Here is a 24,383-nt window from a genome sequence, read left to right as displayed (position 1 = left end):
ACCACCGACGCCCGAGAGGAGGCCCGCCATGACCGATCCGCGCAGCTATGCAAGACCTGAGGGCGGATTGCCGTCGCAAAGCCAGCTCTTGAGCGACCGCGCGGTCTTTACCGAGGCCTATGCCGTGATCCCACGCGGGGTGATGCGGGATATTGTGACAAGCTATTTGCCGCATTGGGAGAAAACCCGCCTCTGGGTGATCGCGCGGCCAATGACCGGCTTTGCCGAGACTTTTTCGCATTATGTGGTGGAGGTGGCACCGGGAGGCGGCAGCACGCGCCCCGAGCCCGATGCGGAGGCGCAAGGCGTGCTCTTTGTGACGCAGGGGGCGGTGCGGCTGACGATTGGCGGCGCGGTCTATGACATGGGGCCGGGCGGCTATGCTTATCTGCCGCCGGGGTGCGATTGGCAGTTGGAGGGGCACGGGGATGTGCCGACGGTGTTTCACTGGATCCGCAAGGCCTATGAGGCGGTCGAGGGCATCGCGCCGCCGGAGGCCTTTGTCACCAATGAGCGGGAGGTTGCGCCGACGCCGATGCCCGATTGCGGTGGTGTCTGGGCCACGACGCGCTTTGTCGATCCGAGCGATATGCGGCATGACATGCATGTGACCATCGTGACCTTGCAGCCCGGTGGCGTCATCCCGTTTATGGAGACGCATGTGATGGAGCATGGGCTCTATGTGCTGGAGGGCAAGGCGGTCTACCGGCTCAACCGGGATTGGGTCGAGGTTGAAGCGGGCGATTACATGTGGCTACGCGCCTTTTGTCCGCAGGCCTGTTATGCGGGCGGGCCGGGGCCGTTTCGCTATCTGCTCTACAAGGATGTCAATCGGCATATGGCGCTGTGAAGCGGGGGCGCTGCCCCCGGATCCCCGGAGTATTGGCGGAACGGTGAGAGGCGGGCGCGGGCATATAATTTGATCAAATTATGTTTCGGGGCTGGTCTTTCCCAAAGCGGCGCAGCAATGTCAGGGGTGTTGACCTGTCTGCTGGGAGGGCACCATGTCTGAGGACCGCATTCGTATTGCCATCAACGGGTTTGGCCGGATTGGCCGCACCATCCTGCGTATCCTGATGCGCGAGGGGGTGGCGTTTGATCTGGTCTGCATCAACGATATCGAGCCGCTCGAGACCTGTGCCTATCTCTTTCAATATGACAGCGTGTTTGGTCCCTGGCCCGGCGTGGTCACAACGCGGCCCGGTGTTCTGGTGGTGGATGGGCAGGAGATTCCGTTTCATGCGGCGCGCGATCTGAGCACGCTGGATTTGAGTGGCGTCGATCTTGTGCTGGAATGCACCGGCATGGGTGGCACGCGCGCCGTGGCCGAGCGGGGCTTGCAGGCGGGGGCGCGGGCGGTTCTGGTCTCTGGTCCGTCGGCGGAGGCGGATGTGACGGTGGTGATCGGGGCCAATGAGTGCGATCTGGGCGATCACCGGATCATTTCAAATGCGTCCTGCACCACCAATGCGCTGGCCCCCTTGGCGCGGATCTTGGATGCGGCCTATGGCATTGTCAGCGGGCAGATGACGACGGTGCATTGCTATACCGGCAGTCAGCCCACGGTGGACAAGCCGCGCGATGCGCCCGAGCGCAGCCGTGCCGCCGCCCTGTCGATGGTGCCCACCACGACGAGCGCGCAGCATCAGACGGGGTTGGTTCTGCCCGGTCTCAAGGGGCGGATCGAGGCGCGGGCCATCCGGGTGCCGGTGGCGAGCGTGTCCTGCATTGATCTGGTGGTTCAATTGCGCGCGGATGTGACGGTGGAGGGGGTCAATTCCCATTTGCAAGAGGCGGCGGGGCGGCATGGCTGGCTGGGCTGGACCGAGGCACCGCTGGTGTCGTCAGACCTGCGCGCGCGCCCCGAGAGCCTGATCGTGGCAGGGCCGCAGACCTCGGTTTCGGTCGGCGGTTTGCTGCGGGTCTTTGGCTGGTATGACAATGAGTGGGGATTTTCCTGCCGCATGCTGGATATGGCGCGGCTGATCGGGCGGCGGGGCTAAACCGCCGCCCTTAGTTCATTTCCGCAAGCTGACGTTGGCAAATCCCATGGCGCGCAGGCGGTCGGCCCCGGCGTTGAGTTGCGATTGCGAGGCGAAGGGACCGGCCAGCACGAGGGTGAGCGCACGCCCGTCGCGGGTGACAGTACCGCGCCGCGCCGGAAGGCCGCTGCGCGCGATGCGCTGGGCCGCAGCCTGTGCCTGCGCGGGATCGGCAAAGAGACCGGCCTGCGCGTAGCGGTGGCTGGGCGTGCTCTGGCGTTCTGTGGCAGGCGTTGAGCGGGTCGAGACCGTGGCGCGGGGGGTGGGTTGAGGGGTCCGCTCTGCCAACTGCTGGCGTGTCATCGGGGCTGGGACATAGCGCCCTTGGGTGGCGACGGTGACACCGGCTGCGCGCTGCGCCTCAAAGCTCGTGTAGGGCGGTTGCAGGCCGGGATACTGGTGGATCACATCGGCCCCGGTGCGACGGTCAATGAGGCGCTGCGGCACGGTGTTGGTTCACATCACAAGCATCTGCTCGCGCCCCTCGAAGGTCTGATGCGCGCGGTAAGGATTGAGGCGGTCATCCTCCCACACCGGCTGCATGCCTTGGGGCACGGAGACCCCGGCCAAGCTGGCCTGCTGGCTGGCATAGACGCGGGCTGGGGCGATGCGGGTATAGGGCGGCACGGTTTCGGGCGTGGCCGGGGTGCCGGGACGGGGGGCTGCTGCGACGAGCGTGCGACTGGACGTGCTGCGGTTGGAATAGGTCACATGCGGCGACCCCTGCGGGCCGCACCGCACGGGCGAACCCTTGTGCTGCACTGTGTAGGCGGCGGAGACCCCGGTAAGATTGGCACAGGCGCTGCGTGCGGGATCGGGTTGGGTGACGCGGATCGCGCGGCTCGGTGATTGTGCTGGGGCGGGTGTTCTGATGGCTACCGGGCGCGGGTCAGCCTCGGGGCGCAGCGCATTGAGCGGGGCACCGGCGGCGACAGCCCGCGGAGCAGGAGCCTGAACGGCTGTAACGCGGCGCACAGGCTGGGCTGTGGCCACAGGTGCCGGTTGACGGATCACGCGCGGGGTGGGGGCGGAGGCCGGTGCCGCGGCGGTGGCGCGAGGCACTGGGGCCGGTTGGACGGGGGCCGTCGGTTGCGAGCGAGGTGCGGCCTGCGCTACGGGTTGAGCAGGGGCCGGGGCGGCCGCCTGAACGCTGGGCGCAAGGCTGGGCTGGAAGCCGCAGAGCTGATCGCGACCGCGGGTCATGCGTGGCACCCATGTGACATTGCCCGCAACGCCCGCGCGCACATAGACACACCCGGCGCTGTCGACATATTGCCGCCCCTGGTAGCTGGACGGGGGGAACTCTGCGGGTTCCGAAGCGCTGCGCAGGGTCTGTGCGGATAGGTCGCCCGCGCCAAGCAGGGCGACGGTCGAGGCCAGCATGGCAAGTCGTTGAAATCTCATTGTGCCCCCAAGATCAATTCAGGGCAGGTTGCCTTATTTTTGCTATTTAGTAAACAGTGATTGGCTTATTTAGTGCCAAACATGCGGTCACCCGCATCCCCTAGTCCGGGCAGAATATAACCCTTGTCATTCAAGCGCTTGTCGAGTGCTGCGGTGACGACGGGCACGTCGGGATGCGCCTCTTGCATGCGCGCCACGCCTTCGGGAGCGGCGAGAAGGCAGAGAAAGCGGATGTCGCGGGCGCCTGCCTCTTTGAGCATGGTCACGGCGGCGGCAGAGGAATTGCCGGTGGCCAGCATCGGATCAACCACGATCGAGAGGCGTTCGCCAAGCTGCTCGGGCACTTTGAAGTAGTATTTGACGGGCTGAAGCGTGGCCTCGTCACGGTAGAGCCCGACAAAGCCGACGCGGGCGGAGGGGATCAGTTCCAACATGCCGTCAAGCAGGCCATTGCCCGCGCGCAGGATCGAGATGAGTGCCAGTTTGCGCCCGGCAAGGACCGGCGCGTCCATTTCCATCAACGGCGTGTCGATGGCACGGGTGGTCATCGGCAATTCGCGGGTGATCTCATAGGCGAGAAGCTGGCTGATTTCGCGTAGAAGCTGGCGAAAGACGGCGGTGGAGGTTTCCTTTTGCCGCATCAGGGTCAGCTTGTGCTGCACGAGCGGGTGATCGACGATGGTGAGATTCGGAAACATGGCGGGCCTCTTGTGCTGCGGTGATGACCGTCATTCCAGAAAATGCGGTCAAGGGCAACGCCGTGGTTTGCGGTGTGCAATCGGGATTGCGCGGCCCGGCACGGCGGTGCAAGCTCGGGCTTGAAAAATAACGGGGGCATGGTATGAGCATGCCGTAGCGGTAGTTTAACATTAAACTATTTTTATCCGCAGGGAGATGAGGACCATGACCGACAGCCACAAGGAAGCCACCCGTCAGGCGGCGCTGGATTATCACGCGCTGCCCCGCCCCGGCAAACTGGAGATTCGGGCGACGAAACCGATGGCCAATGGCCGCGATCTGTCGCGCGCTTATAGTCCCGGCGTGGCGGAGGCCTGTCTGGAGATCAAGGCCGATCCGGCGGCGGCCTCGCTCTACACCACGCGCGGCAATCTGGTGGCGGTGGTAACGAATGGCTCTGCGGTGCTTGGTTTGGGCAATATCGGGGCATTGGCGTCCAAGCCGGTGATGGAGGGTAAGGCGGTTCTCTTCAAGAAATTCGCCAATATCGACTGCTTTGATATCGAAGTGAACGAGAGTGACCCGGAAAAGCTGGCGGCAATTGTCTGTTCGCTGGAGCCGACCTTTGGCGCGATCAATCTGGAGGACATCAAGGCGCCGGATTGTTTCATCGTTGAACGAATTTGCCGCGAGCGGATGAATATCCCCGTGTTCCATGACGATCAGCATGGCACGGCCATTGTGGTGGGCGCAGCGGCGACCAATGCGCTGCATGTGGCGGGCAAGACATTTGAAGAGATCAAGGTCGTCTCGACCGGCGGCGGGGCGGCGGGCATTGCCTGTCTCAACATGCTGCTGAAACTGGGTGTGAAGCGCGAGAATATCTGGCTCTGCGATGTGCATGGCGTCGTGCATGTGGGCCGTGAGATCGAGATGAACCCGGAAAAGGCGGCCTTTGCGCAGGTGACGGACCTGCGGACGCTGGGCGAGGTGATTGGCGGGGCGGATCTGTTCCTTGGGCTGTCGGGGCCCAATATCATGACGCCCGAGATGGTCACGGCAATGGCCAAGCGGCCCATCGTTTTTGCTCTGGCCAACCCGAACCCCGAGATCATGCCCGATCTGGCGCGCGCGGCGGTGCCGGATGCGATCATTGCCACGGGGCGGTCGGATTTCCCCAATCAGGTGAATAACGTGCTGTGTTTCCCGTTTATTTTCCGAGGCGCGCTCGACGTGGGCGCGACCGAGATCAATGACGCGATGCAGGTGGCCTGTGTGCAGGGGATCGCCGAATTGGCGCGCGCCTCGACCAGTGCAGAGGCGGCGGCGGCCTATCACGGTGAGCAGATGACATTCGGCGCGGATTATCTGATCCCCAAACCGTTTGATCCGCGCCTGTCGGGTGTTGTTTCGACCGCTGTGGCGCGGGCTGCGATGGAGAGCGGCGTGGCGGCGCGGCCGATGGCGGATCTGGAGGCCTATAAGGCGGGTCTGGACGCCAGCAAGTTTAAATCGGCGCTCCTGATGCGGCCAGTATTTCAGGCGGCGTCAACAGCGTCGCGGCGCATTGTCTTTGCCGAGGGCGAGGATGAGCGGGTCTTGCGCGCGGCGCAGGCGATTTTGGAGGAAACCACCGAACAGCCGATCCTGATCGGGCGTCCCGAGGTGATTGCGCGGCGGTGTGAGCGGGCGGGTCTCTCGATCCGGCCCGAGCGGGATTTCAACATCGTCAACCCGCAGGACGACCCGCGCTATCGCGACTATTGGGAAACCTATCACGGGCTTATGGCGCGCAAAGGCGTGACGCCGGATCTGGCGCGGGCGATCATGCGCACGAACACGACCGCGATTGGCGCGGTGATGGTGCATCGCAATGAGGCCGATAGCCTCATCTGTGGCACCTTTGGCGAATTCCGCTGGCACATGAAGTATGTCAATCAGGTGTTGCAAGATGAAAGCCGCCGCCCGCATGGTGCATTGAGCATGATGATCCTGGAAGATGGGCCGCTGTTCATTGCCGATACCCATGTGCGGGTGACGCCGAACGCGGCGCAACTGGCCGAGACCGCGATTGGTGCGGCGCGGCATGTGCGGCGGTTTGGGATCGCGCCCAAGGTGGCGTTCTGTTCGCAGTCCCTATTCGGCAATCAGCCGGATGAGGGGGCAGAACGGTTGCGGCAGGCGATTGCGCTCTTGGATGAGGCACCGCGTGATTTCGTCTATGAAGGCGAAATGACGATTGATGCGGCGCTTGATCCCGATCTGCGCGAGCGCCTCTTGCCGGGTAACCGGATGCAGGGGGCGGCAAACGTGCTCATCTTTGCCTATGCCGATGCTGCGTCGGGCGTGCGCAATATTCTCAAGATGAAGGCCGGGGGTCTGGAAGTGGGACCGATCCTGATGGGGATGGGCAACCGCGCGCATATCGTCACGCCGTCGATCACCGCGCGGGGGTTGCTCAACATGGCGGCCATTGCGGGGACGCCGGTGGCGCATTACGGGTAGAATCAGGGTTTGCAGATAAAATCTTTGCAGGTTTGCAAAGGTGGCAACATTTTACGCCAAGCTGAACAGAATAAGCCGCTTTGCAAAAATTTGCAGGGCGGTTTTTGTCTATTCTGCAAAATTTCTGCGGCCTTCTGTCCCGTGCCCCTGCATGATGCTTGCTCCAAGGCAGGGTGATCCGTAACACATATCCAACGGATCGGAGGAGGATACCATGGGATACACTGAGGTTTACGAGCGGTCGCTTGCAGATCCTGAAGGCTTTTGGATGGAGGCGGCGGAGGCGATTGATTGGGTGAAGAAGCCCAGCAAGGCGCTGTTTGACGAGGCGGCCCCGATTTATGAGTGGTACAAGGACGCTGAGGTCAACGCCTGCTGGAATGCCGTTGACCGGCATGTGGCGGCGGGGCGTGGCGCGCAGACCGCGATCATCCATGACAGCCCGGTGACGGGCATCAAGCAAAAGATCAACTATTCGCAATTGCGCAGCCGCGTGGCGCGGCTGGCCGGGGCGCTGCGGGCCCGGGGTGTGGAGAAGGGCGACCGCGTCATCATCTATATGCCGATGGTGCCCGAGGCATTGGAGGCGATGCTGGCTTGCGCGCGGCTGGGCGCGGTGCATTCGGTGGTGTTCGGCGGGTTTGCTGCGCATGAATTGGCGGTGCGGATCGACGATTGCACGCCCAAAGCCATTATCGGCGCGTCCTGCGGGATCGAACCGGGGCGGGTGGTGCATTACAAGCCGCTCCTCGATGGGGCGATTGAACAGGCCAAGCACAAGCCCGAATTTTGCGTGATTTTCCAGCGCGAGGAAGAGGTGGCCAAGCTGATCGAGGGGCGCGATTTCGATTGGCACGCGTTCCAATACGGTGTGGAACCGGCGGACTGTGTGCCGGTATCGGGGGATCATCCGGCCTATATTCTCTATACCTCTGGGACCACCGGCGCGCCCAAGGGCGTGGTGCGGGCCACGGCGGGGCATCTGGTGGCGCTCAACTGGTCGATGAAGAACATCTATAACGTGAATCCCGGCGAGGTGTTCTGGGCCGCGTCCGATGTGGGCTGGGTCGTGGGGCACAGCTATATCTGTTACGGGCCGCTGATCCATGGCAACACGACCATCGTGTTCGAGGGCAAGCCGGTGGGCACGCCGGATGCCGGCACGTTCTGGCGGGTGATTTCCGAGCATAAGGTGCGCAGTTTCTTTACCGCGCCGACAGCACTCCGGGCGATCAAGCGCGATGATCCCAAGGGGGAATTGATCGGGAATTACGACATTTCGCAATTGCGCGCGCTCTATCTGGCAGGGGAGCGGGCGGACCCCGATACGATCGAATGGGCGCAGAAGGTGATGCAGGTGCCGGTCTATGACCATTGGTGGCAGACTGAGACCGGCTGGGCGATTGCGGGGAATCCTGCGGGGATGCAGGCGCTGCCGGTCAAGATCGGATCGCCGACGGTGGCGATGCCGGGCTATGACGTGTGCATTCTGGACGAGGGCGGACATGAGGTGGCACCTGGCGCCTTGGGGGCTATTGCGGTGAAACTGCCGCTGCCGCCGGGGACATTGCCGACGCTGTGGAATGCCGAAGGCCGGTATCGCAAATCCTATCTGACCACCTTTCCCGGCTATTACGAGACCGGGGATGCCGGGATGAAGGACGAGGATGGATACCTCTGGATCATGGCGCGCACCGATGACGTGATCAACGTGGCGGGGCATCGTCTGAGCACTGGGGCGATGGAGGAGGTTCTGGCAGGGCACCCCGATGTGGCCGAATGTGCCGTGATCGGGGCTGCGGATGCGCTCAAAGGACAGACACCTGTGGGATTTCTCTGCCTGAACACCGGATCGGACCGGGATCGTGCCGAGGTGGTCCGCGAAGTCGTGACGCGGGTTCGTGATCAGATCGGGCCGGTGGCGGCCTTCAAGCTCGCGGTTGTGGTGGAGCGTTTGCCCAAGACCCGTTCAGGAAAAATCCTGCGCGGCATCATGGTCAAGATCGCGGATGGCCAAGACTATAAGATGCCAGCAACGATCGACGATCCATTGATTCTGGATGAGATCAAGAGCGCCTTGCAAAGCATTGGTTTGGCAAAATAATACGCTGAAAAATGAGGGTTCCGGAGGAAGCCGGAACCCTCATCCCCCAGAAGGGACATCTGGAAGAAATGCTGTCTGGCGCGGCGCACTCACAAACGCTAGGCCAGACAGCGAGACCGGTCAAAAATTGCCCGACATGAAGATCAGGCGGCACTAGACCGGTGCGTCCCGCCAAAAGGGTAAGGGATTGCGATATGAAAAGGGCTTGGGACACCCCTACACGCAGGACACATTCACTGTATTGCAGGGATTGCGTCAAGCTGCTGTGATGCATCTCACAGTGCCTAAAAAAAGAGAGGTCGCGTAGATGATTTCGAGAGCCGAACAAAGGCAGGCGACGGAGGAGCTGGTTGGGCTTCTGGAGCAGCATGGCCGGGCGGTGGAGTTCAAACGCGGTCAGATGATCTATACCACCGGGGCTGATGATACCTCGATGATGCTGATCACAAAGGGTCGGGTCGAGATCAGCCGAAGCTCCCTAGAGGGACGGCGGTCGATCCTGACGCATTTGGGACCGGGGGATATGCTGGGGGAATTGGCGGCGCTGGACGGTGGGCCGCGCAGTGCTGACGCGGTGGCGGCAACCGGGGTCCGGGGACGGGTTCTGGCGCGGCCGCAGGTGTTGCAGCTTTTGCAGGATCACCCGGACGCGGCGATTGATGTGATCGGCATGCTCTGTCGGAGGCTCCGCGAGACCTCTGGCATGTATACGGCGCATATGCTGGCGGATGGGCAGGCCCGTCTGGCGCGGCTCTTGTTGCATCTTTCGGAGAAATGGGGCGAGGTGTTGCCGGGGGGCAAGCTCCGGTTGGCCGAGCGGTTTTCTCAATCTGATCTGGGGGATCTGGTGGGCCTGTCGCGGGAAAGTGTGAACCGTCAGATCCGCGAGTGGGAGCAGGTCGGGCTGATCGAGCGGCAGGGCCAAGGGATTGTGCTCTGCGATCCTGCAGCCTTGGCGCAAGCGGCGGAGACGGCGGAATGAAACGGATTTTGGCGGTCCTGATATGGCTTATGGCCGGGCCGGGCGTGGCACAGGAGGATGGCATGCTGGACTACACCCCACCCCCCGCGGACAGTTGGCGCTATTTCAGCGATCAAGTGATGGGTGGCGTATCGACGGGGCGCGCAGAGGTCCAAGGCCCGGAGGGTGCGCGTTATGTGCGGCTTACGGGAGAGGTGAGCACCGCCAACCGGGGCGGGTTCATTCAGGTGCGCGGCGAACTCGAGACCCCCTTGCCGGAGGGCGCGCAGGGTGTCGTGGTGCGCGTCAGGGGAAATGGCGAGGGCTATTTCATCCATCTGCGCACACGGGGCACGATGTTGCCGTGGCAGTATTATCAGGCACCCATCCCAAGTGGTCTGGCCTGGCAAGAGGTCCGCGTGCCCTTTACGGCCTTTCGCGCCTCTGGGGCAATGTTAAGGGATGTGCCGCGTGCCGAGACGGTCAAGAGTCTTGCTGCGGTTGCCTATGGGCGGGATCATCAGGCCGATTTGTCGTTTCAGTGGATCGGGATCTATTGATCGCTTTTTTATGATTATCTGGGGATAACTCGGGGCTAAATGCCATCGAAAATCATATTATGTAAACTGTTCTCGCAGAAGCCGCTCTTCCAGCCCATGTCCGGGATCGAAGAGAATGCGATGTTTGATGCTGGTTTCTGAGCGGATTTCGACCCAGAGTACGTTCTCTACCCAGCGGCTGTCGGCATCGGCCATCACCGGCCGCTTGTCCGGATCGACCACGTCAAAACGGACCAAGGCCGTCTTGGGAAGGAGCGCGCCGCGCCAGCGGCGTGGGCGGAAAGCGGCCACCGCCGTCAGCGCCAGCACATCCGAGCCGATGGGCAAGATCGGGCCATGGGCACTGTAGTTGTAGGCGGTAGACCCGGCCGGCGTCGCGACGAGCGCGCCGTCGCAAACGAGTTCCTCCAGACGCAGCCGCCCGTCGATGGTGATGCGCAACTTGGCAGCTTGAGGGCCTGCGCGCAGGAGCGAGACCTCATTGATCGCCAGGGCCTCGTGCAGGGTGCCATCGCAGGATTCGGCGCGCATGGAGAGGGGGTTGATCACCTCTTCCGCCGCGGCGACGAGGCGGTCGATCAAGTCCGTCTCGCTGTATTCATTCATCAAAAACCCGACGGTGCCACGATTCATCCCGTAGACCGGAATGTCGAGCGCCTGAGTGCGGTGCAACGTGTGCAGCATGAACCCATCGCCGCCAAGCGCCACGATCACATCCGCCTCGACCTCGGGAACCTGTCCAAATCGGCCTGCAAGCGTGGCGCGCGCCGTCTGGGCGATGGGCATCTCGCTGGCGACAAAGGCGATCTTGCGGGGCATGGGGTGTCCTGTTTCCAAAAGGCGATGGCGTGCGGCGGATCGAACCACAATTCCCCTGCCAAGACCAGCCATGCCGGTGATACAGGTGAAATCGTCGCTTTACATTCTTTCAAACCGGACGAGTTTCCTTTAGGAAAATGACCAATTCACCAATTTTTGGAGTTGCCCCAATGCCCCATGACGGACACCAGCCTGTTGCAGATCAAGGCTTTTTCACCGAATCCCTGTCGTCGCGCGATCCCGACCTCTTTGGCGCGATCCGCTCTGAACTGGGTCGGCAGCGTGACGAGATCGAGCTGATCGCGTCCGAGAACATCGTCTCTGCCGCCGTGATGGAAGCGCAGGGCAGCGTGATGACCAACAAATACGCCGAAGGATATCCCGGCAAGCGCTATTACGGCGGCTGCCAATATGTTGATATCGCGGAAAATCTGGCGATTGAACGGGCTTGCGCGCTGTTTGGTTGTAGCTTTGCCAACGTCCAGCCGAATTCCGGCTCTCAGGCCAATCAGGGCGTGTTCACGGCCCTCTTGCAGCCGGGTGATACGATCCTTGGCATGAGTCTTGATGCGGGCGGCCACCTGACCCACGGGGCGGCGCCGAACCAATCGGGCAAATGGTTCAACGCCATTCAATACGGGGTACGCAAACAGGATAACCTGATTGATTATGATCAGGTGCAGGCGTTGGCGACCGAGCATCAGCCCAAGCTGATCATCGCGGGCGGTTCGGCCATTCCGCGGCAGATCAACTTTGCCCGGATGCGCGAGATTGCCGATAGCGTTGGGGCCTATCTGCTTGTGGATATGGCACATTTTGCCGGTCTGGTGGCCGCGAAAGAGCATCCGAGCCCGTTCCCGCATGCGCATGTGGCCACGACAACGACGCATAAGACGCTGCGCGGGCCGCGCGGTGGCATGATCCTGACCAATGACGAGGGGCTGGCCAAGAAATTCAACTCGGCGATCTTCCCCGGTATTCAGGGCGGGCCGCTGATGCATGTGATCGCGGCCAAGGCGGTGGCCTTTGGCGAGGCGCTGCGTCCTGAATTCAAGTCGTATATTCAACAGGTAATCCGCAACGCGCAGGCGCTGAGCGACCAGTTGATCAAGGGCGGTCTGGACACGGTCACGCATGGCACCGACACGCATGTGTTGCTGGTGGACCTGCGGCCCAAAGGCGTGAAGGGCAATGACACCGAAAAGGCACTGGGCCGGGCGCATATCACCTGCAACAAGAACGGCGTGCCGTTTGATCCGGAAAAACCCACTGTAACCAGTGGGATACGGCTTGGCTCTCCGGCGGGGACGACGCGCGGCTTTGGCGAGGCGGAATTCCGGCAGATCGCGGATTGGATCATCGAGGTGGTCGATGGGCTGGCGGCCAATGGCGCCGAGGGCAATGCTGCGGTCGAAGCCAAGGTGAAGGCCGAGGTCGAGGCGCTCTGCAAGCGGTTCCCGATCTATCCGAATCTCTGAATCCAGATCACGATCCTGCCCCGCGTGAACGATGGTTTGCGCGGGGTTTTTATTTGAAATTCAGATATTTGCAGTCTGTGTTTAAATCACACCTTGCCAGCGGAGCAAGGCGTAGATCAACCCGGCGAGGACCATCAGATTTAGTAGCATCCCGCCCACGAGGCGGAGGATGGCGGTTCTGCGCGCCTCTTCGGGGTTGAGGCCGTCGAGATGGCTGTGCAGGTCAATGAAGGCGGCATTGACCTGTGCCATGTCGAGAACGCGGGCGAGTTTGGGATGGGCCATCCAATCCTGTGCGCCCAAAATGACGGCTGCGGCGCGGCGCGGGCGGCGGGGTAAGCGCCGTCCAGCGTGACGCAACTGACGCTCAAGCGTGGGTCCACGCAGGCGCATCTTGTCGCTCAGAGCCTTTTGAAGCTCGGAGACTTTCCCTTGAAATTGTTGTGTATCAATCACTTGGGTGTTCCTTTTGATGTAGTTTAATGGGTCTGCGCCGCGCAAGCAATAGGGCTGGAATCCGGGCTGAGGGGGCGGTATTCAAAGGTATGTTGAACCTGATTGAACATGGCACGCCAACAGAGCGGCCGGGATTGGTGATTGTGCACGGGCTCTATGGGTCGGCGCGCAATTGGGGTGTGATCGCCAAGCGGCTGTCGGACAGTCGTCATGTGGTCGCCGTTGACATGAGGAACCATGGGTCAAGCCCTTGGTTTGAAACGCATTCCTATCAGGATATGGCAAATGATCTGGCTGAGGTGATCGCGAGCCTGACGGGGCCATATGATGTGCTGGGCCATTCCATGGGCGGCAAGGCGGCGATGGTGTTGGCGGTGACGCAACCGGTGTTGGTGAACCGGCTGATCGTGGCAGATATAGCGCCTGTCGCCTATGGGCATAGCCAGATGCAGTACATCGAGGCGATGAAATCCGTTGATCTGACCCATGTCGAGCGACGTTCGGATGCGGCGGCGCAATTGCAAGGCGTGGTGGATAATCCCGCCTTGGTGCCGTTCTTTCTTCAGGCGTTGGATGTGGCGGAGAAGCGGTGGTTGCTGAACCTCGACACGCTGGCGCGTGAGATGCCGAAGATCCTTGGGTTTCCTGATATATCAGGAACTTACGCGGGAAAGGTGATGTTTCTGACCGGGGCGGAGTCGGCGTATGTCACGCGAGAGCACCGTGACCGGATCAAGGCGCTGTTTCCAGCGGCGCAGTTCGCCAAGATCCCCGGCGCGGGTCATTGGCTGCATGCCGAGAAGCCGCGCGAGTTCGAGGCGGCGGTGCGGACCTGGCTGGGGTGAGTCGTACGGTTGTGCGGTCAAACCGTACGATCCAGACCTAGCGCAGCTCGTAAAGCTTTTTGGTGACGATATAGGTCACGGGAAAGGCCGCGATAAATCCCAGAAGGGCGGCGATCAGGATGGGATATAACGTGTCATATCCCATGGTAAGGGCGGCTATGACAGCCGAGCCGGACAGGGTGGAGCCGATGAAGAGATGCAGGATGAGGCCAAGGCGCAGCATGGGCAGACTTTCTATGATGTTGCTTTAACCTCATAGTAACGGTGACGTGTCTAGATGGCCTTGATCTGTGTCACAGGCTGGGTTCGGACATGAAAAAACCCGCCGGTGGATTGACCGGCGGGTTTCGGTAGGATGGTTCGCGGAAGCGACCGCTGTTATTCCTGTTGCCCCATGAACATGAGGAGGAACTGGAACATGTTGAGGAAGCTGATGTAGAGGCTCAGCGCTCCGTCATAGGCGGCCTTGTCCAGCCATTCCTGATCACCCTGAGCGGCATGCGCCACATAGGTGCTCTTGATCGACTGTGTGTAGAAGGCGGTGAGGCCTGCGAAGATCAAAAGGCCGATGGCCGAGATGGCGAACATGACAGCCGGGCTTTGCAGGAAGATGTTGATTACCATCACCACAATGAGACCGATCACGCCCATGATGAGGAACGATCCCCAGCCGGAGATGTCCTTTTTGGTGGTGTAGCCATAGAGCGACAGGCCCGCGAAGGCGATGGCGGTCACGATGAAGGTCTGCGCGATCGAAAAGCTGGTGAAAACCAGAAAGATCGAGCTCATCGAGATGCCGATCAGCGCCGCAAAGGCGAAGAAGCCAAGCTGCACGGCGGCAGCGGAGCCGCGCTGCAGGAGCGCGCCCCAGCCGAGAAAGATGAAGGCGAGCGGGGCCAGCATCACCACCCATTTGAGCGGCGAGAGGTAAAGAGCGGCGCCGAGGCCCGACAGCATCGTGCCGTTGGGCAATTGAGCGGCCGCAGCCGAGGGATCGGTCGTCACGGCAAGCCCCGCGATGGCCCATGCCGCCAGCGCAGTGATGAGCATGCCAACGGACATCGTGCCGTAGACCTTGTTCATGTGCGCGCGCAGGCCCGCGTCAATCTGGGCGGTGCGCGTGCCCGTCGCCGTCCGGATCGTGTTAAACTCTGCCATGTAACCCTCCGATATGTGAATGGCCGTCCCGGTTCCGGGACATTGCCAGTAATATCGGGTGCCACCCCCCACATTTCAAGCGTTTATGACTGTTTTCGACAGGTTTTCTGCGGGGGGCTGGCGTTGGCTGGTTGGCGGGGGTGTTTCTGGCTGTTTTGCGACGCGGTTTTGACCTGACGCGGTGGGTCGAAGCTGTGCATTTTTCGGGGTCTGGTCCGATCCTGCACGGCCGCGTCAAGCCTGTCCTCGGGGCCAGAGCGGCCCTGCTCAGCAATGCAGCCGACGGGGCAAATCCCAGAAGGCGCGGTCGGCTTCGCGCAAGGCCGCCTCGCGGGTCAGGCCAATGTCCCGAAGGGCTGCGTCGTCGAGGTAACGCAGGACGCGGCGCTGATGCCAAACCGCCAGCATATCCGCAAAACGCAGGCTCACTCTGGGGAGGGCGGCGCGAAGGGCGGGGGTGTTGCTGTGAAAGGTCATGGTTTTTCCTTTCCCTTTGGTGATGTGAGGGCGGGTTTGCATTTCTGATATTGATCTTTTGCCACGATTGGTTCAATTTTGAAAATGAATGTTTGATCATCATATCATCAAGGACTGTGATGAATGCGAAATCTGGATATCACGACATTGCGCTCTTTGGTCGCGGTCGCCGATCAAGGCGGCGTGACGCGGGCGGCGACCGCGTTGAACCTCACGCAATCGGCGGTGTCGATGCAAATCAAGCGGCTCGAAGAGATGCTGGATCTGACGCTGTTTGACCGGGCCAATCGGCGGGTCTCGCTGACTGCCTCGGGCGAGCAATTGGTGGGGTATGCGCGGCGGATGCTCGATCTCAATGATGAGGTGGTGGGACGCTTGACCGAAGAGACCTTTGAAGGGGAACTGGCGCTTGGGGTGCCGCATGACATCGTCTATCCGGTGGTGCCACGGGTTCTCAAGCAGTTCAACGCAGCCTATCCGCGGGTCAAGGTGAACCTGCGCTCGTCGAGCACGATCAAGCTGCGCGAAGCCTTGGCGCGGGGTGAGGTGGATGTGATCCTGACCACCGAAGAAGGTCTGGGCGAGGGAGGGGAGACGCTGACCGAAATGATGCTGCGCTGGACGGGGGCGCAGGCGGGTGTGTCGTGGAAACGTCGCCCGCTGCGGCTGGCGTTCTGTCGTCAATGCATTTTCCGGCCGATCGTGCTGCGCAAACTGGACGCGGCAGGCGTCGATTGGGAGATGGCCGTTGATTCCGAGGATGATCGCGCGGTCGAGGCGTTGGTGAGCGCCGATCTGGCGGTGGGCGCGTTGCTGGAGGACAGCATTCCGCCGCATCTCGAGGCGATCCATCCCGGCGGGGCGCTGCCTGAGCTCGGGGTGCAGAAGATCAATCTCTATGCGCGGGCGGGCCGTGACGAGGTGCGGTGTGCCTTGATGCGGATGCTGCGGCAGGGATTCGGGGCGCTGACGCCGCCGGTTCTCAGTCCAGTGTGATGACGACCTTGCCGGTGGATTTGCGCGTGCGCAGCAGATCGAGCGCCTCTGCGGTCTGTTCGAGCGGCAGCAGGTGCGAGACATGCGGGCTGAGGAGCCCTTGGGCATACCAGTCAAAGAGGGTCGCAAGGCTATTTGTCACCACCTCGGGACGGAATTTGAGATAGCCGCCCCAGTAGAGGCCCATCACGCTGATATTCTTGACCAAGAGGTGATTTGCGGGGATTTGCGGCACCTCGCCAGAGGCAAAGCCGATGGTGAGAATGCGGGCCTCGGGGTTGCAGGCGCGAAAGGCGGCCTTGAAGTGATCGCCACCGACCGGGTCATAGACCACATCGACGCCTCCCAAGACGCGGCACGTCTCGCGGATGTCCTGAGTCGCGGCGTCGATCAGGTGGTCGGCCCCAGCCCGTTTCGCCACGGCGAGTTTGTCTGCGCCGCGCGCGCAGGCGATGACACGCGCGCCCATTTGCTTGCCGATCTCGACTGCGGTCAGACCCACGCCCCCGGCGGCCCCCAGAACAAGCAGGGTCTCGCCCGGTTGCAGATGCGCCTTGTGATCCAGCGCGACATGGCTGGTGCCATAGGCCACCTGAAAGGCCGCGGCGTCGGCAAAGGTCATGCTGTCGGGCAGAGGCACGGCGCGGGCGGCCGGAAAACAGCCATACTCCGCCAACCCGCCCTGACCGGCGAAGACCGCGACGCGGGTGCCGGGAGCGGGGCCGCGCGTGTCAGGGCCGAGCGCCTCGACCGTGCCGGCCACCTCCATCCCGAGGGTGAAGGGGGGCTCTGGCGTGTCCTGATACGCGCCCTTGATCATCAAGAGATCCGCGAAATTGAGCCCGCAGGCGGCAATTCGCAGGGCAAGCTCGCCCGATTTCGGGAGCGGGCGTGGGAGGGTGGTCAGGGCTGGTTCTGCGCCTCGGGCGGGGATCTGATAAGCGCGCATGTCGGACCCTTGTGATTCTGGCGTTGCGGGGTAATTCTAAGCGGGTTGGTTAGACGAATTCGATTCGGGCTGTCAAATCGCCTGAGGTTTCAGGAGGCGCGACCGTATTTACCCTGTGCAATTGGGTAGGCGCCCGCTTAGATTGAGTTTCTTTCGTATAGGTCACGCAAATGGATAGCGATATTTCTTGAATTTTAACACCATCTTGGTAAGTTCTGCCACACGCCGCTGGGATGCGTGGCGTGATTTCCGAGATCCCGGTCCCGGTTTGTCAGAATTACGGTAAATCTCAGAGTAGTTAAAAAGGAACATTAAATGCCGCACCCCGTTGATGTGCACGTCGGAAAACGCATTCGTCACCGCCGCTGGCTGGTGGGAATGACCCAGCAGCAGCTGGCCGAGAGTGTGGGAATTAAATTTCAACAGATTCAGAAGTACGAAACCGGCGCGAACCGCGTCAGCGCGTCACGGCTTTGGGATATCGCAGAATCACTTGATGTGACGATCAGCTTTTTCTTTGAAGGGCTGGATCAGGATGGTGGTGTGGAGCGCGAGAAAAGCGATCCGGCACGTGCCGACCTGATGGGAGACAAGGAAGCGCTCGATCTGGTGCGGTCTTATTACGCCATTCCCGAGAACCAGCGCCGCCGCCTATTTGACCTTGCTCGGGTGTTGAGCGAGGTGGCTTGAGCCTGACCGGCCCAGGGTCTATCCCTCTGCGCATGCGGTAGGAAAGGCGGGCCGGAATGGACAAGACAGATATCGTCAGGACAGCCCATGCGGTGGCAGATGCCGCGCGCGGGGCTGTCCTGCCGTTTTTTCGCAGTGCCGATCTGACGGCGGAGAACAAGCTGCCCGAAGGGCGGTTCGATCCGGTGACGGAGGGCGACCGCGCAACCGAGCGGGCGATGCGCGAAGTTCTGGGGCGATTGCGTCCGCAGGATGGAATCCTTGGCGAAGAATATGGCGCGGTTGAGGGCACGAGCGGCCTGACCTGGGTGCTTGATCCGATTGACGGCACGCGGGCGTTCATGTCCGGGTCTCCGACCTGGGGCGTGTTGATCGCGGTGTCCGATGCGAGCGGCCCGATTTACGGCATCATCGACCAACCCTATATCGGCGAGCGGTTTGAGGGTGGTTGGGGCGCGGCGCGGATGACCGGGCCGATGGGCACACGGGATTTACGGGTGCTGGGCGCGCGGCCCTTGTCCGAGGCGATCGTCTTTACCACATTCCCGGAATTGGGCAGCCCGGCTGAGGCGGCAGGCTTTGCCGAAGTTGCAAGCCACGCGAAGTTGACGCGCTATGGGCTTGATTGCTATGCCTATTCTCTGGTTGCGGCGGGGCATGTTGATCTGGTGATCGAGGCCGGGCTGGCGCCGTATGACATTCAGGCGCCGATTGCGGTGATCGAGGCGGCGGGCGGCATTGTCACCGACTGGCAGGGCGGTCCGGCGCATCAGGGCGGGCGGGTGATTGCCGCCGCCGGGCGCGTGCAGCATGAGGCGGCGCTGGCGATACTGTCGCAGGTGGTGTGACGGAGGGGGATGCGCTCGCTTTCAAAATCGCCGGGGCGTGTTGCGCTCCATCGAAAACACGCCCGGGGCGATGTAACCCCGATCAGACGTAACCTGCTCCAGGCCGCGGGACGGCCCAGCGACCGCGCGGCTGGGTGCTGGCGCTGGACCCTTGCCGCCCACATATACCGCCTTGCCCGCCACCCAAACCCCCGCAATGGCGCGGTCGTCGCCCATCATGAGGGTGGGAAAGAGCGCCTCCCATAGGTCGTCCGCCCGCGCGCTGCGTTGGGCAATCGCGGGGGTTGAGGCGAGATCGAGGGCGACGAGGTCGGCCTCCATGCCGGGGGCTATATTGCCGATCTTTGACCCCATGTGCAGCGCTTCGGCTGAGCCTGCGGTGGCGAGCCAGAGAAGCTGGGCGGGGTGCAGCGCCGTGCCGGTCAATTGCCCGATTTCATAGGCGGCGGCCATGGTGCGCAGCATCGAAAAGGAGGAGCCGCCGCCGGTGTCGGTGGCCAGGCCGATGCGCTGGCCTTCGGCCTTGCGGGCTGCGAGGTCGAAAAGGCCCGAACCGATGAAGGTGTTGGAGGTCGGGCAATGGATCAGCGCCGCGCCCATCTCGCGCAGGCGGTCGCGCTCGCGCGCTTCAAGGTGGATGGCGTGGCCATAGAGCCCGCGCGCCCCCAAGAGGCCGTGCGATTCGTAGGTGTCGAGATAGTCGCGCGCCTCTGGGTAGAGGGATTTGACCCATGCAACCTCGTCGGTCTGTTCAGAGAGGTGGGTTTGCATCAGGCAATCGGGATATTCCGACCAGAGCGCGCCCAAGGCGGCGAGTTGCGCTGGTGTCGAGGTGGGCGAAAACCGGGGCGTGATGGCGTAAGAGAGCCGGTCCACCCCATGCCAGCGCGCGAGCAGCGTCTTGCTGTCATCATAGGCCGATTGCGCCGTGTCGCGCAGGCCGGGCGGCGCGTTGCGGTCCATGCAGGTCTTGCCCGCCACGGCGCGCAGGCCGCGCGTCTGGGCCGCCTCGAAAAAGGCGGTCACGCTGGCGGGGTGGATGGTGCAAAAGCTGGCGCAGGTGGTGGTGCCATGGGCGAGGGTCAGATCAAGATAGCGAGCCGCGATATCAGCGGCATAGGCGGGATCAGACAGGCGCATTTCCTCGGGGAAGGTATAGGTATTCAGCCAGTCGATCAGGCGTTTGCCCCAACTGGCGATGATCGCGGTCTGGGGGTAGTGCACATGCGCATCGACAAAACCTGCGGTGATCAGGTGATTGCCCATGTCGGTCCGGGCCGCGTCAGGCGCCTGCGCGTGCAGAGCCTGTGCGGTGCCGAGGGCGGTGATCCGGCCCTTCTCGATCAACAAGGCCTCGTGCAGACGGGCGGCATCAGTGGGGCCCCCGGCCTCGAAGGGCGAGCGGTCAAAGCTGAGGATGTGACCGGTGATCAGCGTTCTGGGCGGCATGTGACCCCTTTTGGTGACGGATTGCGCAAGCCGGAGGATAAGCGGGGACACGGTCGGGGTAAATCGGCCCATTGTGATTGTTTTCTGTAAAGCGGTTCTTTAATCCTGCCCGCGACTGTGACGGGCAAGGGGGCGATATGGCGGACGACGAGGACGATCTGGCCCCCGAGGCGGAACAGGAAGAGGATGATCAACCCCTAACGCGGTCTTTGATTGCGCGGATCATGTATGCGGTCGAAACGCAGGACCGCGAGATGCTCTGGGCCGAGATGGAGCCGCTGCACGCGGCTGATATCGCCGATCTTCTGGAGCAGAGCAACGCCTATGACCGGCGGCGGTTGATCGAGCTCTACGGGCAGGAGTTCGACGGGGATATCCTGTCGGAGCTGGACGAGTCGATCCGCGAAGAGGTGATGGGCCTCTTGACGCCGCAAGTGCTCGCCGATGCCGTGCGCGAGCTCGATTCGGATGACGTGGTCGATCTGGTCGAAGATCTGGAGGATCAGCAGCAAGAGGCGATTCTGAGCGTCCTTGAGGACAGCGACCGGATCGCGGTGCAGCAATCTCTGACCTTTCCGGAATATTCCGCTGGCCGTCTGATGCAGCGCGAAGTGGTGATGGCGCCGGAGCATTGGAGCGTCGGCGACGCGATTGACTACATGCGCCATGCCGAGGAATTGCCGGAACAGTTCTATCATATCGTTCTGGTCGATCCCCGGCTGCATCCGGTGGGCAATGTGACCCTCGGGCGGATCATGGCCTCGCGCCGGGATGTGCCGCTGAAGGACATTGTGGAAGAGACATTTCACACCATTCCGGTCACGCGCTATGACGGCGACGTGGCCTATATGTTCAACCAGTATCACCTGATTTCAGCGCCGGTGGTCGATGAGGACGGGCGGCTGGTGGGGGTCATCACCATTGATGACGCCATGGCCGTGCTGGATGAGGAGCATGAAGAGGATATCATGCGGCTGGCCGGGGTCGGCGAGGGCGGGATCAACGATTCGGTGATCGAGACCTCCAAGCAGCGGGTGCCGTGGCTGGCGGTTAACCTCGGGACGGCGATTCTGGCCTCGCTGGTGATTGCGCAATTTGAGTTGGCGATTTCGCAACTGGTGGCGCTGGCGGTCTTGATGCCGATTGTGGCCTCGATGGGGGGCAATGCCGGAACGCAGAGCCTGACCGTGGCTGTGCGCGCGCTGGCGACCAAGGATCTCACGGTATCAAACGTCTGGCGGGTGTTGCGCCGAGAAGTGCTGGTGGGGTTGATCAACGGGGTGATTTTCGCCCTGGTGATGGGTGCTGTCGGGATGATCTGGTTTGGCGGGCCGGAGCTGGGCTATGTGATTGCCGCCGCCATGGTGATCAATCTGGTGGTGGCCGGGCTGGCCGGGGCCGCGATTCCGGTTGTGATGGACAGATTGGGCTTTGACCCGGCGCTGGGCTCTGGCACATTTGTGACCACGGTGACGGATGTGGTGGGCTTTTTTGCATTTCTGGGGCTGGCAACGGTGTTTCTCTTATGAACGACCTGGCAGAGGTGAAGGCGGCGGCGCGCAAGGCAGCGTTTGCGCGGCGGGCCGAGGCGCATGCTGCGCGTCTGCCCGGTGTGGCAGCGCTCTTGTCGGGGGTATTGGCGGGTTATCGGGGGGTGGCTGTATCGGGCTATTTGCCGATCCGCAGCGAGATCGACCCGCGCGCCGCAATGGAAGAGGCGGCGACGCATGGGCCCGTCGTGGTGCCGGTGATCATGGGGGCGGGATTGCCGCTCCGGTTCTCGCGCTGGGTGCCGGGCTGCGCGCTGCGCGAGGGACCGTTTGGGGCCATGGTGCCGGAGGTGGATGATTTCGTCGAGCCGGAGATCCTGATCGTGCCGCTGGTGGCCTTTGATCGCAGCGGCGGGCGTTTGGGCTATGGCGGTGGCTTTTATGACCGCACGCTCGAGATGTTGCGCGCGCGGCGGGCAACGCTGGCGATCGGCTTTGCTTATGGTGCGCAGGAATCGGGGGGGCTTCCGCTGGAGCCGACCGATCAGCCACTTGATATGGTGGTGACAGAGGCTGAGGTGATCGCGTTTGGCCCAAGAGCATGAATATAACGCCCGTGTGGTCTGGACCGGCAACCGGGGCGAGGGCACGGCGCATTACAAGGGCTACGACCGGACGTGGAATGTGGAGACGCGCGGCAAGCCGGTGATCCAGTGCTCGAACGATCCGCTGCTGGGGGGCAATCCCGCGCTGCACAATCCGGAAGATATGTTGATATCGGCGCTGAGCGCCTGTCACATGCTGTGGTTCCTGCATCTGGCGAGTGACGCGGGCATTGCCGTACAATCCTATGAGGATGATCCCATTGCCATCGGGGAGACCGAGAGCACCGGGGCGAGCCGATTTCTGCGGGCCACGCTGCGGCCCCGGATCGCGGTGCCGGCGGGGACGGATCTGAGCCGGGCCGATGCGCTGCATGGGCAGGTGCATGCGGTCTGCTTTATCGCACGGTCGGTGAATTTTCCGGTGACCTACGCGGCGCGCTACCGGGTTCTGGCGTGAGTGGAATTGTCTGTGTCGGATTCGGGCTTGCGCGCAGATTGAGCGCGCGGTTAGGCTGATCCTGTCATGGTGCCATGCCGTCAGCATTACAGTGCTCTCGGGATGGAGAATTGGGAAGCCGGTGCAACTCCGGCGCTGCCCCCGCAACGGTAAGGGAGGGCGTTTCGGCGTTATGCCACTGGGCGACAATGCTCGGGAAGGTGCCGCGACGCGAGGGTCATCCGGCCCGCCATCCAAGCCCGGAAACCAGCCTTGGCGTGACGTCGAATCGCGGGGTGCGATGCGGGCGTGTGCGCCTCGGGCCGATGATCTGTGGCGCCATGTCCCTTGCCCCCCGCCCCATCCGGCCCGGGGTGTGGCCGGGGAGAGCAGCAAGATGACTTTTGTCCTGATCATGGATGGGCTGGAGAGCAGCCAAGCGACCGGGCCGCAGGCGATGCAGGCCGCGCGCATGGGTTTTTTGCAATGGGCCTGTGCAGTCGAGGGGCCGATTACGGCGCAGATGGCACGGGCGGCATTGGAGAGCCCGGCGGCACGGCAGGCTGAAAGTGCGGCAGCGCGTGCCTTTGTCGGGTTTTTACAGGAGGCCAGCCGGACGTGTCTGGCCTTGCCGATGCGGCGGGGCCGGGCACGGGTTCTTCACTGAGGCCGGTGGGGCGGACGGGCGCTGCGCGGTGGCGCTTCGCGCCTTGAGTCCGCGCTTGGGCGTTGGGACCAACGTCAGCAAGAGGCTAAGCCTTGCTTTTATCGTGCCGGTTCAAGGGAAACGCTGTCTTGCGTCCGCGCAATAAAAAACGGCGGCACCAGGGAGGAGGAGGGGTGCCGCCGTTTCCTATACGTCCGGCCCAGGGAGGAGGAGAGGGCCATTCGCAAAACGAAGGGACTGGATGGTCCCGATTTGACGGCCCCAGGCATCAGGGAGGAGGAGAGACGCCCGTGACCGTAACAGATACCCCAGGGAGGAGGAGGGGGGTATCTGATCTCTTATTACGACCGGTGGCCGTAAACTGTTTCATGTGCAACGCGAAGAATTTCACTACGGTGCAGGCCCAGATCGGCGAGGTCATGTGTGCTGAGTTGCGACAGCTCATTGACCGTGCGGCGATAAGTGCGGTAATTTGCGATACGCTGCATTGCAGCATAGACTGCGGCACTCAGATCCTCGCCGAGAACGGCGGCGGCAGAGCGGCGGATGTCAATCGAGGTAGCCATGTCTTCGGGTCCTTGCGGATTTTATCGTGTTCAAGTTCGGCGCTGTTCGTTTCGCCTTTGTTGATCCCAAGATACGCTTTTGCTGCGGCTGCACAATACCCCGCATAAGCAATGCTGCTATGCAGCAAATGCATAAGAAGAAAGTGACCTAAGGTTAAGCAAATGAAGCATTTTTTAGGCAGTTTAAAAACTGCTCTTGC

Annotated in this window: 26 protein-coding genes and 1 riboswitch; of the genes, 15 read left to right on the top strand and 11 right to left on the bottom strand. The window is 62.2% G+C overall.

Translation table 11 applies throughout. The annotated features are described in order from the left end of the window. The first annotated feature begins 28 nt into the window (after nucleotides 1–28). Both ACSSVY_RS06365 and ACSSVY_RS06360 read left to right on the top strand, forming a co-directional pair. Nucleotides 29–850 carry a bifunctional allantoicase/(S)-ureidoglycine aminohydrolase gene (locus ACSSVY_RS06365; RefSeq protein WP_454268566.1) on the top strand — a complete coding sequence of 274 codons (822 nt, stop codon included), beginning with the start codon at nucleotides 29–31 and terminating at the stop codon, nucleotides 848–850. Nucleotides 851–1,004: 154 nt separating this feature from the next. Continuing rightward, nucleotides 1,005–2,003, top strand: a complete 999-nt coding sequence (locus ACSSVY_RS06360) for a type I glyceraldehyde-3-phosphate dehydrogenase (RefSeq protein ID WP_454268565.1) — start codon at nucleotides 1,005–1,007, stop codon at nucleotides 2,001–2,003. Nucleotides 2,004–2,018: 15 nt separating this feature from the next. Here the strand turns inward: ACSSVY_RS06360 and ACSSVY_RS06355 are convergent, their stop codons facing one another. The 3 genes from ACSSVY_RS06355 to upp form a co-directional block, all read right to left on the bottom strand. Next, entirely contained in the window at nucleotides 2,019–2,489 is a 471-nt protein-coding gene (locus ACSSVY_RS06355; protein ID WP_454268564.1) for an SPOR domain-containing protein, read from the bottom strand. Nucleotides 2,490–2,498: 9 nt separating this feature from the next. Further along, nucleotides 2,499–3,446 (bottom strand): hypothetical protein, encoded by a 948-nt coding sequence (locus ACSSVY_RS06350; RefSeq protein WP_454268563.1) that lies wholly within the window; start codon nucleotides 3,444–3,446, stop codon nucleotides 2,499–2,501. Between the two features lie 65 nt (nucleotides 3,447–3,511). Next, a complete protein-coding gene (gene upp, locus ACSSVY_RS06345) occupies nucleotides 3,512–4,144 on the bottom strand; it encodes a uracil phosphoribosyltransferase (protein ID WP_009818173.1) in 633 nt (210 codons plus the stop codon). Nucleotides 4,145–4,349: 205 nt separating this feature from the next. Between upp and ACSSVY_RS06340 the strand changes: the two genes are divergently transcribed. From ACSSVY_RS06340 to ACSSVY_RS06325, 4 genes are all read left to right on the top strand, one after another. Next, the gene (locus ACSSVY_RS06340) at nucleotides 4,350–6,629 is read left to right on the top strand and encodes an NADP-dependent malic enzyme (protein WP_454268562.1); all 2,280 of its coding nucleotides are present in this window, start codon (nucleotides 4,350–4,352) and stop codon (nucleotides 6,627–6,629) included. Between the two features lie 214 nt (nucleotides 6,630–6,843). Beyond that, nucleotides 6,844–8,733, top strand: coding sequence for a propionate-CoA ligase PrpE (gene prpE, locus ACSSVY_RS06335; protein ID WP_454268561.1), 1,890 nt, complete (start codon nucleotides 6,844–6,846; stop codon nucleotides 8,731–8,733). Between the two features lie 307 nt (nucleotides 8,734–9,040). Continuing rightward, on the top strand, nucleotides 9,041–9,715 hold the full coding sequence (locus ACSSVY_RS06330) for a Crp/Fnr family transcriptional regulator (RefSeq protein ID WP_454268560.1): 675 nt from the start codon (nucleotides 9,041–9,043) through the stop codon (nucleotides 9,713–9,715). Then, a complete protein-coding gene (locus ACSSVY_RS06325) occupies nucleotides 9,712–10,254 on the top strand; it encodes a CIA30 family protein (protein ID WP_454268559.1) in 543 nt (180 codons plus the stop codon). The genes ACSSVY_RS06330 and ACSSVY_RS06325 overlap by 4 nt, the downstream gene beginning before the upstream one ends. A gap of 57 nt (nucleotides 10,255–10,311) precedes the next feature. Here the strand turns inward: ACSSVY_RS06325 and ACSSVY_RS06320 are convergent, their stop codons facing one another. Further along, on the bottom strand, nucleotides 10,312–11,073 hold the full coding sequence (locus ACSSVY_RS06320) for an NAD kinase (RefSeq protein ID WP_454268558.1): 762 nt from the start codon (nucleotides 11,071–11,073) through the stop codon (nucleotides 10,312–10,314). A 170-nt stretch (nucleotides 11,074–11,243) separates the two neighbouring features. Here ACSSVY_RS06320 and glyA point away from each other — a divergent pair, with 170 nt between their 5' ends. Next, nucleotides 11,244–12,551 carry a serine hydroxymethyltransferase gene (gene glyA / locus ACSSVY_RS06315; protein WP_454268557.1) on the top strand — a complete coding sequence of 436 codons (1,308 nt, stop codon included), beginning with the start codon at nucleotides 11,244–11,246 and terminating at the stop codon, nucleotides 12,549–12,551. Between the two features lie 81 nt (nucleotides 12,552–12,632). On the opposite strand, the gene ACSSVY_RS06310 is transcribed toward glyA, so the two are convergent. Beyond that, a complete protein-coding gene (locus ACSSVY_RS06310) occupies nucleotides 12,633–13,007 on the bottom strand; it encodes a hypothetical protein (RefSeq protein WP_454268556.1) in 375 nt (124 codons plus the stop codon). Between the two features lie 89 nt (nucleotides 13,008–13,096). On the opposite strand from ACSSVY_RS06310, the gene ACSSVY_RS06305 reads away from it, so the two are divergent. Then, nucleotides 13,097–13,852, top strand: coding sequence for an alpha/beta fold hydrolase (locus ACSSVY_RS06305; RefSeq protein WP_454268555.1), 756 nt, complete (start codon nucleotides 13,097–13,099; stop codon nucleotides 13,850–13,852). A gap of 37 nt (nucleotides 13,853–13,889) precedes the next feature. Here the strand turns inward: ACSSVY_RS06305 and ACSSVY_RS06300 are convergent, their stop codons facing one another. From ACSSVY_RS06300 to ACSSVY_RS06290, 3 genes are all read right to left on the bottom strand, one after another. Continuing rightward, nucleotides 13,890–14,075: a hypothetical protein gene (locus ACSSVY_RS06300; protein ID WP_009818182.1), complete on the bottom strand. Its 186-nt coding sequence runs from the start codon at nucleotides 14,073–14,075 to the stop codon at nucleotides 13,890–13,892. 155 nt (nucleotides 14,076–14,230) lie between these two features. Then, nucleotides 14,231–15,010, bottom strand: a complete 780-nt coding sequence (locus ACSSVY_RS06295; RefSeq protein WP_454268552.1) for a Bax inhibitor-1/YccA family protein — start codon at nucleotides 15,008–15,010, stop codon at nucleotides 14,231–14,233. A gap of 267 nt (nucleotides 15,011–15,277) precedes the next feature. Then, a complete protein-coding gene (locus ACSSVY_RS06290; RefSeq protein ID WP_454268551.1) occupies nucleotides 15,278–15,487 on the bottom strand; it encodes a DUF1127 domain-containing protein in 210 nt (69 codons plus the stop codon). A 123-nt stretch (nucleotides 15,488–15,610) separates the two neighbouring features. Here ACSSVY_RS06290 and ACSSVY_RS06285 point away from each other — a divergent pair, with 123 nt between their 5' ends. Next, nucleotides 15,611–16,483 carry a LysR family transcriptional regulator gene (locus tag ACSSVY_RS06285; protein ID WP_454268550.1) on the top strand — a complete coding sequence of 291 codons (873 nt, stop codon included), beginning with the start codon at nucleotides 15,611–15,613 and terminating at the stop codon, nucleotides 16,481–16,483. Here the strand turns inward: ACSSVY_RS06285 and ACSSVY_RS06280 are convergent. Next, the gene (locus ACSSVY_RS06280) at nucleotides 16,470–17,432 is read right to left on the bottom strand and encodes an NADPH:quinone oxidoreductase family protein (protein ID WP_454268549.1); all 963 of its coding nucleotides are present in this window, start codon (nucleotides 17,430–17,432) and stop codon (nucleotides 16,470–16,472) included. The genes ACSSVY_RS06285 and ACSSVY_RS06280 overlap by 14 nt on opposite strands. A gap of 315 nt (nucleotides 17,433–17,747) precedes the next feature. Here ACSSVY_RS06280 and ACSSVY_RS06275 point away from each other — a divergent pair, with 315 nt between their 5' ends. Beyond that, nucleotides 17,748–18,122: a helix-turn-helix domain-containing protein gene (locus tag ACSSVY_RS06275; protein ID WP_454268548.1), complete on the top strand. Its 375-nt coding sequence runs from the start codon at nucleotides 17,748–17,750 to the stop codon at nucleotides 18,120–18,122. 56 nt (nucleotides 18,123–18,178) lie between these two features. Further along, nucleotides 18,179–18,970, top strand: coding sequence for an inositol monophosphatase family protein (locus ACSSVY_RS06270; RefSeq protein WP_454268547.1), 792 nt, complete (start codon nucleotides 18,179–18,181; stop codon nucleotides 18,968–18,970). Between the two features lie 21 nt (nucleotides 18,971–18,991). Here ACSSVY_RS06270 and guaD read toward each other — a convergent pair whose 3' ends face one another. Further along, nucleotides 18,992–20,419: a guanine deaminase gene (gene guaD, locus ACSSVY_RS06265; RefSeq protein WP_454268546.1), complete on the bottom strand. Its 1,428-nt coding sequence runs from the start codon at nucleotides 20,417–20,419 to the stop codon at nucleotides 18,992–18,994. Nucleotides 20,420–20,556: 137 nt separating this feature from the next. Here guaD and mgtE point away from each other — a divergent pair, with 137 nt between their 5' ends. The 4 genes from mgtE to ACSSVY_RS06245 all read left to right on the top strand — a co-directional run bounded on the left by mgtE (nucleotide 20,557) and on the right by ACSSVY_RS06245 (nucleotide 23,617). After that, complete coding sequence (mgtE, locus tag ACSSVY_RS06260) at nucleotides 20,557–21,948, top strand: magnesium transporter (RefSeq protein WP_454268544.1); 1,392 nt, start codon at nucleotides 20,557–20,559, stop codon at nucleotides 21,946–21,948. Beyond that, nucleotides 21,945–22,514 carry a 5-formyltetrahydrofolate cyclo-ligase gene (locus ACSSVY_RS06255; RefSeq protein ID WP_454268543.1) on the top strand — a complete coding sequence of 190 codons (570 nt, stop codon included), beginning with the start codon at nucleotides 21,945–21,947 and terminating at the stop codon, nucleotides 22,512–22,514. The genes mgtE and ACSSVY_RS06255 overlap by 4 nt, the downstream gene beginning before the upstream one ends. Continuing rightward, on the top strand, nucleotides 22,498–22,971 hold the full coding sequence (locus tag ACSSVY_RS06250) for an OsmC family protein (protein WP_454268542.1): 474 nt from the start codon (nucleotides 22,498–22,500) through the stop codon (nucleotides 22,969–22,971). Before ACSSVY_RS06255 ends, ACSSVY_RS06250 begins: the two co-directional genes overlap by 17 nt. Nucleotides 22,972–23,021: 50 nt before the next feature. Next, nucleotides 23,022–23,240, top strand: a riboswitch (cobalamin riboswitch). Between the two features lie 107 nt (nucleotides 23,241–23,347). Next, a complete protein-coding gene (locus tag ACSSVY_RS06245; protein WP_454268541.1) occupies nucleotides 23,348–23,617 on the top strand; it encodes a hypothetical protein in 270 nt (89 codons plus the stop codon). A 341-nt stretch (nucleotides 23,618–23,958) separates the two neighbouring features. On the opposite strand, the gene ACSSVY_RS06240 is transcribed toward ACSSVY_RS06245, so the two are convergent. After that, on the bottom strand, nucleotides 23,959–24,183 hold the full coding sequence (locus tag ACSSVY_RS06240) for a DUF1127 domain-containing protein (protein WP_454268540.1): 225 nt from the start codon (nucleotides 24,181–24,183) through the stop codon (nucleotides 23,959–23,961). Nucleotides 24,184–24,383 lie beyond the last annotated feature (200 nt).

The sequence above is a fragment of the Roseovarius sp. MBR-51 genome, assembly GCF_053628575.1.
This window is presented reverse-complemented; position numbering and strand designations above follow the sequence as displayed.

What these genes read in the sequence shown, in the direction of transcription:
- ACSSVY_RS06365 (WP_454268566.1), top strand. Translation starts at nt 29, where the DNA reads ATGACCGATCCGCGCAGCTATGCAAGACCTGAGGGCGGATTGCCGTCG.
- ACSSVY_RS06360 (WP_454268565.1), top strand. Translation starts at nt 1,005, where the DNA reads ATGTCTGAGGACCGCATTCGTATTGCCATCAACGGGTTTGGCCGGATT.
- ACSSVY_RS06350 (WP_454268563.1), bottom strand. Translation starts at nt 3,446, where the DNA reads ATGAGATTTCAACGACTTGCCATGCTGGCCTCGACCGTCGCCCTGCTT.
- upp (WP_009818173.1), bottom strand. Translation starts at nt 4,144, where the DNA reads ATGTTTCCGAATCTCACCATCGTCGATCACCCGCTCGTGCAGCACAAG.
- ACSSVY_RS06340 (WP_454268562.1), top strand. Translation starts at nt 4,350, where the DNA reads ATGACCGACAGCCACAAGGAAGCCACCCGTCAGGCGGCGCTGGATTAT.
- prpE (WP_454268561.1), top strand. Translation starts at nt 6,844, where the DNA reads ATGGGATACACTGAGGTTTACGAGCGGTCGCTTGCAGATCCTGAAGGC.
- ACSSVY_RS06330 (WP_454268560.1), top strand. Translation starts at nt 9,041, where the DNA reads ATGATTTCGAGAGCCGAACAAAGGCAGGCGACGGAGGAGCTGGTTGGG.
- ACSSVY_RS06325 (WP_454268559.1), top strand. Translation starts at nt 9,712, where the DNA reads ATGAAACGGATTTTGGCGGTCCTGATATGGCTTATGGCCGGGCCGGGC.
- ACSSVY_RS06320 (WP_454268558.1), bottom strand. Translation starts at nt 11,073, where the DNA reads ATGCCCCGCAAGATCGCCTTTGTCGCCAGCGAGATGCCCATCGCCCAG.
- glyA (WP_454268557.1), top strand. Translation starts at nt 11,244, where the DNA reads ATGCCCCATGACGGACACCAGCCTGTTGCAGATCAAGGCTTTTTCACC.
- ACSSVY_RS06305 (WP_454268555.1), top strand. Translation starts at nt 13,097, where the DNA reads ATGTTGAACCTGATTGAACATGGCACGCCAACAGAGCGGCCGGGATTG.
- ACSSVY_RS06300 (WP_009818182.1), bottom strand. Translation starts at nt 14,075, where the DNA reads ATGCTGCGCCTTGGCCTCATCCTGCATCTCTTCATCGGCTCCACCCTG.
- ACSSVY_RS06295 (WP_454268552.1), bottom strand. Translation starts at nt 15,010, where the DNA reads ATGGCAGAGTTTAACACGATCCGGACGGCGACGGGCACGCGCACCGCC.
- ACSSVY_RS06290 (WP_454268551.1), bottom strand. Translation starts at nt 15,487, where the DNA reads ATGACCTTTCACAGCAACACCCCCGCCCTTCGCGCCGCCCTCCCCAGA.
- ACSSVY_RS06285 (WP_454268550.1), top strand. Translation starts at nt 15,611, where the DNA reads ATGCGAAATCTGGATATCACGACATTGCGCTCTTTGGTCGCGGTCGCC.
- ACSSVY_RS06280 (WP_454268549.1), bottom strand. Translation starts at nt 17,432, where the DNA reads ATGCGCGCTTATCAGATCCCCGCCCGAGGCGCAGAACCAGCCCTGACC.
- ACSSVY_RS06275 (WP_454268548.1), top strand. Translation starts at nt 17,748, where the DNA reads ATGCCGCACCCCGTTGATGTGCACGTCGGAAAACGCATTCGTCACCGC.
- ACSSVY_RS06270 (WP_454268547.1), top strand. Translation starts at nt 18,179, where the DNA reads ATGGACAAGACAGATATCGTCAGGACAGCCCATGCGGTGGCAGATGCC.
- guaD (WP_454268546.1), bottom strand. Translation starts at nt 20,419, where the DNA reads ATGCCGCCCAGAACGCTGATCACCGGTCACATCCTCAGCTTTGACCGC.
- mgtE (WP_454268544.1), top strand. Translation starts at nt 20,557, where the DNA reads ATGGCGGACGACGAGGACGATCTGGCCCCCGAGGCGGAACAGGAAGAG.
- ACSSVY_RS06255 (WP_454268543.1), top strand. Translation starts at nt 21,945, where the DNA reads ATGAACGACCTGGCAGAGGTGAAGGCGGCGGCGCGCAAGGCAGCGTTT.
- ACSSVY_RS06245 (WP_454268541.1), top strand. Translation starts at nt 23,348, where the DNA reads ATGACTTTTGTCCTGATCATGGATGGGCTGGAGAGCAGCCAAGCGACC.
- ACSSVY_RS06240 (WP_454268540.1), bottom strand. Translation starts at nt 24,183, where the DNA reads ATGGCTACCTCGATTGACATCCGCCGCTCTGCCGCCGCCGTTCTCGGC.